Origin of the sequence: Streptomyces sp. NPDC059092, assembly GCF_042756365.1 — a bacterium.
Taxonomy (GTDB): Bacteria; Actinomycetota; Actinomycetes; order Streptomycetales; family Streptomycetaceae; genus Streptomyces.
Genome location: NZ_JBHZEJ010000114.1, coordinates 1 through 14,543 on the forward strand (window position 1 = coordinate 1; position 14,543 = coordinate 14,543).

The following is a 14,543-nucleotide window of genomic DNA, read 5'->3' on the forward strand; positions in this document are numbered from 1 at the left end:
AGGTGGTCGGCGAGGCGTTGTGCTTGGTCGCGTAGGGCGGTGGGGGTGCGGGCGGAGAGCAGTACGGGGACCACGGGCAGCGAGCCGAAGACGGGAGTCAGATCCGGTGCACTGTCCTTGTCCGGATCCGACGGGCCGGGTGCCGGTTCGGGGGCGGGTGCCTCTTCCAGGACCACATGCGCATTCGTCCCACTCACACCGAACGACGACACGCCCGACCGGCGCGGGACCTTGCCCATGGGCCACGAGGCCTGCTGCGTCAGCAGCCGGACCGCCCCGGCCGACCAGTCCACGTGGGACGACGGGGCGTCGACGTGCAGCGTCGGCGGAAGAACGCCGTGGCGCATCGCCATCACCATCTTGATCACGCCCGCCACACCGGCCGCGGCCTGCGCGTGGCCGATGTTCGACTTCACGGACCCGAGCCACAACGGGCGGTCGGCGGGCCGGTCCTGACCATAGGTCGCCAGAAGTGCCTGCGCCTCGATCGGGTCACCCAGCCGCGTGCCGGTGCCGTGTCCCTCGACCACGTCCACGTCGGCCACCGACAGCCCCGCGTCGGCGAGCGCCTGCCGGATCACCCGTTCCTGCGACGGCCCGTTCGGCGCCGTCAGCCCGTTGGAGGCCCCGTCCTGGTTGACCGCGGAGCCGCGCATCACGGCGAGGACCTGATGGCCGTTGCGGCGGGCGTCGGACAACCGCTCCAGCAGCAGTACGCCCACACCCTCGGCCCACCCGGTGCCGTCCGCCGCCTCGGCGAACGCCTTGCACCTGCCGTCCGGGGCGAGCCCCCGCTGCCGGGAGAACGCCACGAACGTGTGAGGGGCGGCCATGACGGTCGCGCCGCCCGCCAGCGCGAGCGAGCACTCGCCCCGGCGCAGCGCCTGAGCGGCCAGATGCATCGCGACCAGCGAGGACGAGCACGCCGTGTCCACCGTCACCGCCGGGCCGTGCAACCCCAGGGTGTACGCCACCCGGCCCGACGCGACGCTGGGGGAGGTACCGGTCACCTCGTACCCGACGGCCTCCTCGGCGGACGCGTCCGTGGCCGCGCCGTAGTAGTAGCTGCTCGCCCCGACGAACACCCCGGTTTGGCTGCCGCGCAGCGACACCGGGTCGATGCCCGCCCGCTCCACGGCCTCCCACGAGGTCTCCAGCAGCAGCCGCTGCTGCGGGTCGGTCGCGAGCGCCTCCCGGGGGCTGATGTTGAAGAACCCGGCGTCGAACTCGCCCGCATCGTGGAGGAATCCGCCCTTCCGGGTATAGCTCGTGCCCGGGGCGTCGGGGTCCGGGTCGTAAAGGGCGTCGAGGTCCCAGCCACGATTGTCCGGGAAGTCGGATACGGCGCTGGTGCCGTCGGCGACGAGCCGCCACAGGTCCTGCGGCGAGGCGACCCCGCCGGGGAAGCGGCAGCCGATGCCGACGATCGCGATCGGCTCGGTGGCCGACGCCTGCAACTGGGCGTTCTGCTGTCGGAGCCGCTCGATCTCCTTCAACGAGGAGCGCAGAGCATCGACGAATTCGGTGGAGGTGTCCATCGGTCTATCCCTCGTGTCGCTACCGCGTACGGTCAGTTGGCGGAGTTCTGCTTGGCCAGCAACAGCAGGCTTGCCACGTCCATCTCGTCGATGGACGCCGGCGCCGCCGCGGGAGCGGAAGCCTCGCGGCCGGAGCCGGTCATGGTCATCAGTACGTCGAGCACGCCCGCGCGGCGCAGCGCCGCCAGGGGCAGGGTGGCCAGTGCCTTGCGGACCTCGGCCTCTTCGGAGTCCTGTCCGTCCTGCTGCGGCACGAGCAGAGCGCGCAGATGGGCGGCGAGTTCGGCGGGGGTCGGATGGTCGAACACCGCGGTGGCCGGAAGCCGCAGGCCGGTCGCCTGGTTCAGCCGGTTGCGGAACTCCAGCCCGGTGATCGAGTCGAAGCCGAGGTCGCGGAAGGGCCGGTCGCCACGGACGTTCTCGGTTCCGGCGTGTTCGAGTACCTGGGCGCAGTGCCGCAGGACGAGTGCCAGCAGCCGTTCGTCCTGCTCGGCGGTACCGAGTCCGAGCAGGGTGGCGGCGAACTCGTCCGGCTGCCCGGCGCCCGCCGGGCCACCGTCGTCCTCCGCCCCGGGCAGGCCGGTGAAGAGGGCACTCGGCCGGGCCGCGGTGAACACCGGAAGGAACGACGCCCAGTCGACGTCGGCGACGGACACCGCCACCCGGTCGTCGGCGAGGGCACCGGCCAGCGCCCCGATGGCCGCCTCGGGGTCGAGGAGGCGTACGCCGCCACGCCTGAGGTTCCGCCGGAACCCGGCGTCGTCGGCCATACCCTCGCCCGCCCACGGTCCCCACGCCACCGAGAGCGCGGGGACCCCGCTCGCGCGCAGGTGGTGCGCGCGGGCGTCGAGGACGGCGTTGGCCGCCGCGTAGGCCCCGTGCTCCCCGACACCCCACACGGCGCTGACGGAGGAGAAGTACACGATCGCGTCGAGTGCGCAGGGGTCCAGCGCCGTCTCCAGGACGGTGGCCCCGTGGACCTTCGCGGACAGCACGGCCGCCAGATCGTCCACATGGGTCTCACGGATCGGCCCGAGCGTCCCGGTGCCCGCGGCGTGCACCACGGCCCTGACCGCTTCGCCGGTGGTCCGCAGTTCGCCGACGAGCGCGGCGACGGCTTCGCGGTCCGTGGTGTCGCAGGCGGCGACCGTCGCCTTGGCACCGAGGGCGCGCACGTCCTCGGCGAGGGCCTCCGCACCGGGGGCGTCGGGACCGCTGCGGCTGATCAGCACGACGTGCTGGGCACCCTCGGTGGCCAGCCAGCGGGCGACATGCGCGCCCAGCGCCCCGGTGCCACCGGTGACGAGCACGGTGCCGCGAGGCGTCCAGCCGGAGCCCGTACGGGGCGCGGGCCCGGCCGGTACGAGCCTGCGGCCGAGGATTCCCGACGCCCGCAGGGCGATCTGGTCCTCCCCCCTGGGCCCGGTCAGTGCCCCGTGCAGGAGCGTGGCACCCCGGTCGTCCAGGGTGGCCGGCAGATCGATCAGCCCGCCCCAGCCACGGGGATTTTCGAGGGCGGCGACCCGGCCGAGTCCCCAGACGGCGGCTTGCTCGGGGTGTTCCGGCGCGTCGTCGGGGGCCGTTGCGACGGCGCCCCGGGTCGCGCACCACAGCGGAGCGTCGATCCCGGACTCGCCGACGGCGCGCAGTACGACCAGCGTGGCGGCCAGCCCGGCAGGTACCTCGGGCCGCCTCGGATGCGGAGCCCCGTCCAGTGCGACGAGGCTCAGCACCCCGGCGCAGGGAGCCTCGCCCAGGGCGTCCCGGATCCGGGCGGCCAGGGCCGTGGCGTCGCGCCCGGTGTCCGTTCCGGTGCCGGCGGCGCCGACCGGCAGTGCCACCACCCGCTCGCCCCGTTCACGCAGCGCGGCCAGCGCGGAGGCGGCGGGCTCGGGCAGGGCGGCGGGGTCCGTCGCGTCACCGGGCACCAGCACCAGCCAGTCGTCGGTGCGGGCGTCCGGGACCGGCCGGGGCTCGGGGAGCGGGACCCACCCGGTCTCGTACGTCACGGGGCCGGCGACCGGCTCGGAGGACTGGACGGGGCGGGGGGCCTCGGGCCAGAAGCGCTGATGCTGGAAGGCGTAGGTCGGCAGACCGGTGGGCACGCCGTCGGTGTCCGGCGCGGCGGGCAGCGTCCGCGCGAGGTCGACGGGCACGCCCTGGGCGAAGAGTTCGGCCATGGAGGACAGCAGGCGCCGAGGGCCGCCGTCGCCCCGGCGGAGACTCGGGACCACGACCGGGGTCGCCCCGGCCTGCTCGGCGGTCTCGGCGACGGGCATGGTCAGCACCGGGTGCGGACTGATCTCGGTGAACACGTGGTGGTCCTGTTCGACGAGGGCGCCGACGGCCTCGACCAGCCGCACCGGTTGGCGGAGGTTGCGGTACCAGTACTCCGCGTCGAGGGCGGAGGTGTCCAGCCAGTCGGCGGTGACCGTGGAGAAGAACGGCACCGCGCCGGTGACCGCCCTGACCGGCCGCAGTACGTCGAGCAGGCCCTCCCGCAACCGTTCGACCTGCGGGGAGTGCGAGGCGTAGTCGATGTCGATCCAGCGGGCCCTGACCCGTCGTGCGGCGGCTTCCGCGAGCAGCTCCCGCAGGGCGGGGAGTTCCCCGGTGACGCCCGTCGACGAGGGGCCGTTGAGCACGGCCACCGACACCGCGTCACCCCAGCGGCCGAGCCACCGCTCGACGTCCTCCCGGCCAGCGGCCAGGGAGACCATGCCGCCCCGGCCCGACAGCTCGCGCAGCGCCCTGGCCCGCAGGACCGTGCAGGCGGCGGCGTCCTCCAGGGACAGTCCGCCCGCGACACAGGCGGCGGCGATCTCGCCCTGGGAATGCCCGACGACCGCGGAGGGCGTCACCCCCCAGGACCGCCAGACCGCGGCGAGGGAGACCATGACGGCGAACAGCAGCGGCTGGACGACGTCCGCCGCGGTGTCCTCGTCGCGGCTGCCCGAGCGGACGGCGTCGGTGATCGACCAGCCGAGGTGCGAACGCATCGCCTGGTCGCACTCGTCCCAGCGGGCGGCGAAGACCGGCGAGGCGTCCAGCATGCCGGTGGCCATGCCGGGCCATTGGCCGCCCTGTCCGGGGAACACCCACACCGGATCGCGGCCGAAGTTCCGCGCCGTACCGGTCACCGTGGACTCGGGGGCGGTGTCGCCCCCGGCGAGCGCGCGCAGGCCCGCCAGCAGGGTCTCCCGGTCCTCGCCGAGTACGACGGCGCGGTGGTCGAAGGCGGCCCGGGTGGTGAGCAGGGCGCGGGCCGCCCTCACGTCGTCCGCCTCGGCCGACCCGGCCAGGTGCCCGGCGAGACGGGCCGCCTGGCCGCGCAGTGCCGCGGTGCTCCGCGCGGTGACGACCCACGGCAGGACCGCCCCGACGGCGGGCGCCGGCTCCCGGTCCGGCCCGGCCGGTGCCTGTTCGAGGATGATGTGGGCGTTCGTGCCGGACATGCCGAACGCGGACACCCCGGCCCGGCGTGGCCGTTCCGGCAGGCCGGTCTCCGGCCACTTGCGTTCTTCGGCGAGCAGCCGCACCCCTCCCGAGGACCAGTTCACCTGGGTGGTGGGCCGCTCCACGTGCAGCGTCGCGGGCAGCACGCCCTCGTTCATCGCCGTCACCATCTTGATGACCCCGGCGAGCCCGGCCGCGGCCATCGTGTGGCCGATGTTCGACTTCACCGAACCCAGCCACAGCGGGTTGTCGTCGTCCCTGCCCCGGCCGTACGTGGCGAGCAGCGCCTGCGCCTCGATCGGATCCCCCAGCGCCGTGCCGGTGCCGTGTGCCTCCACGGCGTCCACATCGGAGGCGGTCAGCCGGGCGTCGGCCAGCGCCGCACGGATCACCCGCTGCTGGGAGGGCCCGTTGGGCGCGGTCAACCCGTTGGACGCGCCGTCGGAGTTGACCGCGCCGCCCCGCACCAGCGCCAGCACCCGGTGGCCCCGGCGGAGCGCGTCGGACAGCCGCTCCACCACGACCACGCCCGCGCCTTCGCTCCACCCGGTGCCGTCGGCGGAGTCGGAGAACGCCTTGCAGCGGCCGTCGGAGGCGAGCCCGCCCAGCCGGGCGAACCCCAGGAATCCACTCTCGGTGGACATGACGGTGACACCGGCCACCAGGGCGAGATCGCACTCGCCTCCCCGCAGCGCGCGGGTGGCCAGATGGAGCGCCACCAGAGACGAGGAGCACGCCGTGTCGACGGTCAGGGTGGGTCCTTCAAGCCCGAGGGCGTAGGCGATCCGTCCGGACACGACGCTGGCGGCGGTGCCCGTCATCAGATGCCCCTCGGCGCCCTCGGCTCCGGCCATCGCCCGCTCGTAGTCGGACCCGGCCACCCCCGCGAACACGCCGGTCAGGCTGGATCGCAGCGTGGTCGCGTCGATGCCCGCCCGCTCCACCGCCTCCCACGCGACCTCCAGCAGGATCCGTTGCTGGGGATCCATGGCCATGGCCTCGCGCGGGCTGATCCCGAAGAAGCCGGCGTCGAAGCCCGCGGGATCGGAGAGGAAGCCGCCCTCACGGCGTACGGCGCCGTCCAACTGGTCGAGCCGCCAGCCCCGGTCCGTGGGGAACGGCCCGACGCTCTCGTCTCCGGAACGCAGCAGCCGCCACAGCTCCTCGGGGGTGTCGGCACCCGGGTACCGGCAGGCCAGTCCCACGATCGCGATCGGCTCGTCGGCGCCGCCCACGGCCGCCGGGCCGCCCTCGGCCTCCGTGCCGCCGAGCAGTTCGGCCAGCAGGTGCCGCACCACGTTCGCCGGCGTCGGATGGTCGAAGACGAGGGTGCCGGGCTGCGGCAGGTCGAGGTCGGCGCTGAGCCGGCCCGCCACGCGCACCGCCGACATCGAGTCGACGCCGATCTCGGTGAACGGCTGGTGGGGGTCGACGGCGTCGGCGCCGTCGTAACCGAGCACGTCGGCGACCGCCGTACGGACGAGAGCGAGCAGGTGCCGGCCGAGCTCGGCGGGTTCGAGCGCGGCGAGGGGGTGCCCGGCGGCCGGGGGTGTGGCAGGTGGCGTGGCAGGGACCGGGCGCGGGCGCGCCACACCGCCGTCCCCCTCGGCGGAGGAGGGAGAGGCGGACAGCCAGAAGCGCTTCCGCTGGAACGGGTACGTGGGCAGGTCCAGCCGCGGTGCCCCCTCGGGGGCCAGGATCGGCTGCCAGGGCACCGGGGCCCCGGCTACGAAGAGTTCGCCGAGGGCGAGCAGGAGGCCTGCGGCTTCGTCGCGGCCCTGTTGGAGCGCGGGTGTGACGACCGGCGGGTGCGGCACGCCGTCGAACCACTCGCGGGCCGGCCCCGTGAGCGAGCTCGGACCGGTCTCCAGCACGCTCGTGACCCCCAGCGCCACGAGCCGGCCGGCACCGTCGGCCGGCCGGCCCGGCTCCTGGAGGTGGCGCACCCACGTCTCGGGGTCGCCGGCCTCCTCGGCGGTGACGACATCCCCCGTCAGGGCGCTGACCAGGGGGATGCGCGGCGCCTGGCCGTGGACCGACCGGACCGCCGCACGGAACGCGGCCGGCCTCGGGTCCGTCGTGTCGGGACCGCCAGGGGGATCCTCCGCGAGAGCGTCGCACGCGGCCACGAGCGCGCAGGCGTCGTTGAGGGAGAGCACGCCCGCGACGTGAGCGGCGGCCGGCGTGCCCGCGCCGTGGCCGAGCACGACGTCCGGGGCCAGCCCCCAGTGGTCGAGCAGGCGGGCGAGCGCCACCTCCACCGCGAACAGCGCGGGTTGGGCGTAGGGGGGCCGGGCGATCAGCTCCGCCGACCCGAAGGCCTCGGCGAGCGGCCCCGGCAGGTGCGGGTCCAGCCGTACACACACGTCGTCGAAGGCCTCGGCGAACACGGGGAACGCGGCGCGCAGCCCGAGCCCCATGCCGGCGTGAGCGCCGCCGAGGCCGCCGAAGAGGAAGGCGAGCCCACCGTGCCGCCGTGCCCGGGCGGTCACGACCGCCGCGTCGTCCGTCCCGTCCGCCAGCCGCCCCAGTCCACGCAGCAGCGTGTCCCGGTCGGCGCCGGCCACCACCGCCCGGTGACCGAGCGGGGCGCGTGTCGTCGCGAGCGACGCGGCCAGCGCGGCGGCCGGGACGTCGGGGTGGCGCTCGGCGAACTCGCGCAGCCGGCCGGCCGTCGCGCGCAGGGCCCGCTCGTCGCGCGCCGATACGAGCCAGAGCGACGGGGCGGCCCCGTCGGCGGGGAACCCGGGCACCGGCTCGGGGTCCGGCGCGGCGGGCGGCTGTTCGAGTACGACGTGGGCGTTGGTGCCGCTCATGCCGAACGAGGACACGGCGGCGCGGCGCGGCCGTCCGGTGTCCGGCCACGGCCGGCTCTCGGTGAGCAGCCGCACGCCGCCCGACGTCCAGTCCACCTGGTCGGTGGGCGCGTCGACGTGCAGTGTCCTCGGCAACGTGCCGTGGCGCATCGCCATGACCATCTTGATGACCCCGGCGAGCCCCGCCGCGGCCTGGGTGTGGCCGATGTTCGACTTCACCGAGCCCAGCCACAGGGGCTGGTCCTCGGGCCGGTCCTGCCCGTACGTGGCGAGCAGGGCCTGGGCCTCGACCGGGTCGCCGAGCCTGGTTCCCGTGCCGTGCGCCTCAAGGACGTCCACCTGGGCCGCGCTCAGTCCCGCGTCGCGCAGGGCCTGGCGGATCACGCGCTGCTGGGAGGGCCCGTTGGGCGCGGTCAGTCCGTTCGACGCGCCGTCGGAGTTGACGGCGCTGCCCCTGACGACCGCGAGCACGGAGTCACCGTCGCGGCGTGCGTCGCTCAGGCGGCGCAGCAGCAGCGTCGCGACGCCCTCACCCCAGCCGGTGCCGTCGGCGGCGGCGGCGAACGCCTTGCACCGGGCGTCGGAGGCGAGCCCGCCCTGCTCGGCGAACTCGACGTAGAGGCCCGCGTCCGCCATGACGGCGGCGCCGCCGACCAGCGCCCGGGTGCACTCCCCGGCGCGCAGCGCCCGTACGGCCAGGTGGAGGGCGACCAGCGACGAGGAGCAGGCGGTGTCCACCGACAGCGCGGGGCCCTCGGTGCCGAGGACGTAGGCGATCCGCCCCGAGGCGATGCTGTTGCTGGTGCCGGTCAGGATGTGGCCGAGGACCTCGTCCCTCGCCTCCTCGTCCCGCGGCCCGTACTTCTGGTCGGCCACGCCCACGAACACGCCGGTGGCGGATTCGCGCAGCGCGCCCGCCGGGACTCCGGCCCGCTCCAACGCCTCCCACGTGGTCTCCAGCAGCAGCCGCTGCTGCGGGTCCATGGCGAGCGCCTCGCGCGGCGAGATGCCGAAGAAACCCGCGTCGAACTCGGCGGCCCCGGTGAGGAAGCCGCCCTCGCGCCGGACCTCAGGACCGAGCCTCGCGGTGTCCCAGCCCCGGTCGGCGGGGAACTCTCCGAGGACGTCGCGGCCGGTCTCGACCACCTCCCACAGCCGCTCCGGGGAGTCGGCGCCGCCGGGGAACCGGCAGGACATGGCGACGATGGCGACCGGCTCGTGGGCCGAGGACTCCACCTCCCGCAGCCGTTGGCGGGTGCGCTGGAGGTCGGCGGTGACCTTCTTCAGGTATCCGACGAGCTTCTCGTCACTGGTCACGAGGATCAGCTCCCAAGGTGAGGAACGCGGTGCGGGACGACTCGGCCACGCGGGATGGGGTCGGGGGCAGGGGCGGGCAGGTCCGGGCGGCTGTTCCCGCTCGGCCCCGGCTGCCGTGGGGTCCGGTCATGCCGGGTCCCCGTCGAAGTCACCGAACTCGCTCTCGATGAAGGCGACGACCTCGTCGACATCGGCGTCGTCGAGTCCGGCCGCTTCCGGACGGGGCACGTCGGCGGTGCGCAGCCGGGCGAGGATGCGGCGGAGCCGTTCGTGGATCTCGTCGTAGGCGTCGTCGGTGGGCGGTACGGACTCGACGTCGGGTTCGAGCCGGTCGAGCTCCCGCAGGATGCGCTCGGCGGGGGTGAGACGGACGGGAGCGAGCAGCGTGGACAGGTGCCGGGCCAGCGCCACGGGCGTCGGATGGTCGAACACGAGGGTGGTGGGGACGGCGACGGCGGTGCGGTCCCGCAGGCGGTTGCGGAGTTCGACGGCGGTGAGCGAGTCGAAGCCCTGGTCCTTGAAGGCGTGGTCCGCGTCGACCTCCTCCGCCGAGGCGTGGCCGAGGACGGCGGCCACCTCGGTCCGCACGAGGTCCAGCAGCGCCCGGTCGCGGTCGTCGTCGCCCAGCGCCCGCAGCCTGGCGGCGACATCGGCCGCCGCCGTGCCGGCGCCGTCGTCGGCAGCGGTGTCCGCCCCGGGCCCCGCCGGACCGGTGTGCACCAGGGCGCGCAGCAGCGGGGGCGGGGGAGTGTGCCGGTGTTCCCGGCGCAGGGCGGGCAGGTCGAGCCGGGCGGTCACCACCGTGGGCAGGCCCGCGGCGACTCCGTCGTCGAACAGCGCCAGACCCTCCTCGGTGTCCAGGGGCGCCACACCGGCCCGTACGAGCCTTCGGCGGTCGCGGTCCGTCAGCCCGGAGGTCATACCGCTGTCCTCCGCCCACAGGCCCCACGCGAGCGAGGTGGCGGGCAGGCCCCGGGCCGCGCGGTACTCGGCCAGGGCGTCGAGGAAGACGTTGGCCGCCGCGTAGTTCGCCTGTCCGGCGCTGCCGAAGGTCCCCGAGGCCGAGGAGAACAGCGCGAACATCCGCAGGTCCATCCCCCGGGTGAGCCGGTGCAGATGCCAGGCGCCGTCGACCTTGGGCCGCAGGACGTCGCGCAGCGACTCGGGGGTCAGCGAAGCGAGTACGCCGTCATCGACGACCCCGGCCGCGTGTACGACACCGGCGAGCCGGTGCCCCGCGGCCGTCTCGTCGAGCAGGCGTGCCACGGCCGCGCCGTCGGCCACGTCGCAGGCCCTGACGGTCAGTCCGGCCCCCTGGCCGGCGAGATCGTCGCGGAGCCGGTCCAGCGCGGGACTGGCGGCGGCGCGCCTGCCCACCAGCGTCACATGGCGCAGCCCGTGACGGCGCACCAGATGGCGGGCGAGACGCGCGCCGAGCGTGCCCGTCCCACCTGTGACGAGGACGGTCTCGTCCCGGTCGAAGAACGGTCCGAAGGTCAGCACCGCCTTCCCGGTGATGCTCGCCTGGCTCAGCGCCCGGAAGGCGTCCGGGGCGTGCCGTACGTCGAACGTGGTGAGGGACGGCGGGGTGAGCGCGCCTTCTTCGAGAAGCCCGACGATCTCGGACAGCATCTGGCCGACGCGCTCGGGGCTCGCCTCGCCGAGGTCGTACGGGCGGTAGCGGACGCCCGGGTGGTCGGCGGCCACGCGCTCGGGATCGCGCGGGTCGGTCTTGCCCATCTCCAGGAACCACCCGCCGCAGGGCATCGTCCGCAAGGAGGCGTCGAGGTGTTCACCGGCCAGCGCGTTGAGGACGACGTCCACGCCCAGGCCCTCCGTGGCATCGAGCACCGCACGCTCGAACTCGACGGTCCTGGACGAGGCGATATGGTCGCCGGCCAGGCCGGCGGCGCGCAGGGCGTCCCACTTGGCGGGGCTCGCGGTGCCGAACACCTCGGCGCCCAGGTGCCGCGCCAGGGACACGGCGGCGCTGCCCACCCCTCCGGCGGCGGCGTGGATCAGCACGCGCCGGCCGCGGCGGAGCCCGGCGAGGTCGACCAGGCCGTGATATGCGGTGAGGAACGCGATCGGCACGGCGGCGGCCCGCTCGAACGACCAGCCGTCGGGCATCGGGACCACGGTGCGGTGATCGGCGACCGCGACCGGGCCGAACGCGCCGTCGAACATGCCCATCACGCGGTCGCCGGGAGCGACGCCGTCCACGCCGGGGCCGGTTTCGAGCACCACACCGGCGCCCTCGGAGCCCGGTGTGGCCTCGCCCGGGTACATGTCCAGCGCCATGAGGACGTCCCGGAAGTTCACTCCGGCCGCGCGGACCGCGATACGGATCTGCCCGTCGCGCAGCGGCTCCAGCGCCGCGTCGGCGGGTACGGCCGCCAGTCCCGCCAGTGATCCGCGCACCGGAACGTCCAGCCGCCACGGCGAGTCGGGCGTGGCCAGACCGGTGTCGGCGCGCATCAGGCGGGGTACGTGCGCCACGCCTGCCCGTACCGCCGTCTCGGGTTCCCCGGCGGCGAGGACGGCGGGGAGCACGGCGGTCAGGTCGCCCGGCGCGGTGTCCTCGACGCGGACCAGGAGGACACGGCCGGGATGCTCCGCCCGCGCCGCGCGCACCAGCCCGGTGACGGTCGCATGGGCGGGTGTCGCCCCGGTGAGGACGACCAGCGGGACGTCGGCCGGCGGCTCGTCGGCCAGCCAGTCCCGCAGCAGTTCCAGCGCCCAGCCCGCGGCGTCGTGCGCGGCGGCCGCCAGGTCGGCCGGGCCGCGAGGGGCGGCGGGATCGGTGTCGTCCGACGAGACGGGGCCGGACTCCCAAGGCGCCGGGCAGATCGCGAGAACCGCGGCCGGGGCGTCCTCCCCGCGCAGGAGCGCCGCCCGGAAGGAGGCGAGATCCGGGTGGGCGGAGTGTCCCGCGTCCGGCGGCACGACGCCCTGGTCGGTGCCCAGCACCGCGAGAGCGACCTCGGCGGCGCCGGTCGCGGGCGGGCCGGCCACCCGGTCGAGCGGTGTCCACTCCACCCGGAAGAACGCGTCGCCGCGCCGGGTGTCCACGGTGCGCAGCCGGCCGGGGTCCGCCGGACGCATCACCAGCGAGCCGACGGTGACCACCGGCAAGCCGATCGCGTCGACGGCTTCCAGCGTGAACCGGTCCGGGGCCTGCCGGACCAGCCGGGCCCGCAGGGCCCGGGCGTCCGGCGCGTGGACCTGGACGTCCTCCCAGGTGAACGGCAGCCGGGCGGGCTCCCCGTCGCCGTCGCCGTCGCCGTCCCAGGACAGGGCGATGGCGTGCAGCGCGGCGTCGAGCAGCGCGGGGTGCGCGGCGAACCCCGAGGCGACACCCTCCGGCAGCCGCACGTCGGCGAAGAACTCGTCGTCACGCCGCCAGGCCCGGGTCAGGCAGCGGAACGCCGGCCCGTAGTCGAAGCCCGCCGGGACCAGCCGGTCGTAGAACCCCGACAGATCGGCGGCCTCGGCGGCCGGCGGCCAGCTCTCGGACCAGCTCGCCGCCGGCCTCGCGACGCCCGGCGCCAGGAAGCCCGCGGCGTGGCGCGTCCACACCGGCCCGTCGCCCTCGCCGTCGTCCGCGTCGGCGACCGGACTGGAGTGCACGGTGACGGGCCGTCGGTCGCTCCCGTCCGGCTGCCCGACGACGACTTGGAGCCGGTGCCGGCCGGTCTCGGACAGCGCGAACGGCGCGTGCAGCGTCAGCTCCTCGACCCGGGGCCGGCCCACCCGCGCGCCGGCCCACAGCGCCAGGTCCGCGAAGCCGGTGCCGGGGAACAGCACGGTGCCGAGCACGCGGTGATCGGCCAGCCAGGGATGGGTGGCCACCGAGACGACGCCGGTGAACAGCTCGTCCTCGGTCTCCGCCGCGTGCACCCGGGCCTGGAGCAGCGGGTGCCCGGTCGCCCGCAGCCCCAGGGCGACGGGGTCGGCGGTGGACCCGGGAGCGGGCCAGTACCGCCGGTGCTGGAACGGGTAGGTGGGCAGGCTCACCCGGGCGCCCGGCCTGACGAGCCGCTCCCACCGCACCGGAATGCCACGGGTGTGCAGGGTGCCCAGCGCGGTGAGCAGGGACCGCGCCTCGTCGCCGGTACGGCGCAGCGCGCTCGCACAGGCCGCCGCCGCGTCGTCGGCGAGGGTCTCGCGCGCCATCGCCGTGAGCACGGCGTCGGGGCCGACCTCCAGGAACGTGGTCACCTCCCGCGCCCTGGCCGTGCCGATGGCGTCGGCGAAGCGCACGGCGCCGCGCAACTGGTCCGCCCAGTAGCCGGCGGTCAGCAGCTCGTCCCCGGCGATCCGACCGGTGAGCGTGGAGATCAGGGGGATGTCCGGCCGGTGGAACGTCACGTCCGCCAGCACCGCGCGGAACTCGTCGAGGACCGGATCCATCAGCGGGGAGTGGAAGGCGTGCGAGACGGCCAGGGTCGTGGTGCGCGCGCCGCGCTCCGCCATCTCGGCGACGAGCGCGGCCACCGCGTCCCGGCCACCGGAGACCACCACCGAGTGCGGGGAGTTGACGGCGGCGACGGCGACCTCGGGGTGGCCGGCCAGGGCGGCGAGGGCGTCGGCCTCCGGAACGCCGAGCGCGGCCATCGAACCCCCGGCCGGCAGGGCCTGCATCAGCCGGCCGCGCGCCGCGACCACGGTGCACGCGTCCGCCAGCGACCACACACCCGCGACCTGGGCCGCGGCGAGCTCGCCGATGGAGTGACCCACCAGGAAGTCCGGCGCCACGCCCCAGGATCGCAGCAGTCGGAACAGGGCGACTTCCAGGGCGAACAGGGCGGGCTGCGCCAAGTCGGTACGTTCGAGGCCGTCGCCGTCCCCGTCGAGGACGGCCGTGCTCAGCGCGGTGGGCAGGAGACCGTCGAAGGCGGCGCACACCTCGTCGAAGGCGGTCGCGTAGACCGGGAACGCCGCGTACAGCGCGCCTCCCATGCCGACGCGTTGCGCACCCTGCCCGGTGAACAGCAGAGCCAGCCGGCCTTCGGCCGCCTCACCGCTGACCGCGCCGCCGGACGGGGCGTCCGCCGCCAGGGCGTCCAGCAGGCCGGCGGCCTCCGATCGGTCCGCCGCGACGACGACGGACCGGTGAACTGCCGTCTCCCTGGTGGAGAGCAGGGAGGCCGCGTAGTCGGCGAGGTCCGCGTCGCCCTGGCGAAGGTGGGCGGCGAGCCGGCCCGCGACGGCCCGCAGGGCGGGCCGGGAGCGGGCGGAGAGGACGAGGGGCACCTGGCCCGGCGCGGCCCGCGTACCGCCGTCGGGATCGAGGGGCCGCGTCGCGCTCTCGGGGTGTTCCGTCGGTGTGTCGGGGGTGGGTGGGGCTTGTTCGAGGATGGTGTGGGCGTTGGTGCCGCTGATGCCGAAGGCGGAGACGGCGGCGCGGCGGGGG

Annotated in this window: 2 protein-coding genes and 1 pseudogene; all 3 read right to left on the reverse strand. The window is 75.4% G+C overall.

The window, feature by feature from the left end; all coding sequences use genetic code 11:
* Positions 1–1,538, reverse strand: a 1,538-nt coding sequence (locus ACFXPL_RS35895; protein WP_384927367.1) for a type I polyketide synthase, incomplete at its 3' end; no start/stop codon positions are given.
* Between the two features lie 275 nt (positions 1,539–1,813).
* Positions 1,814–9,112: pseudogene (locus tag ACFXPL_RS35900) on the reverse strand (SDR family NAD(P)-dependent oxidoreductase); the annotation flags it as partial.
* 141 nt (positions 9,113–9,253) lie between these two features.
* On the reverse strand, positions 9,254–14,543 hold a 5,290-nt coding region (locus ACFXPL_RS35905), incomplete at its 5' end, for an SDR family NAD(P)-dependent oxidoreductase (protein ID WP_384927368.1).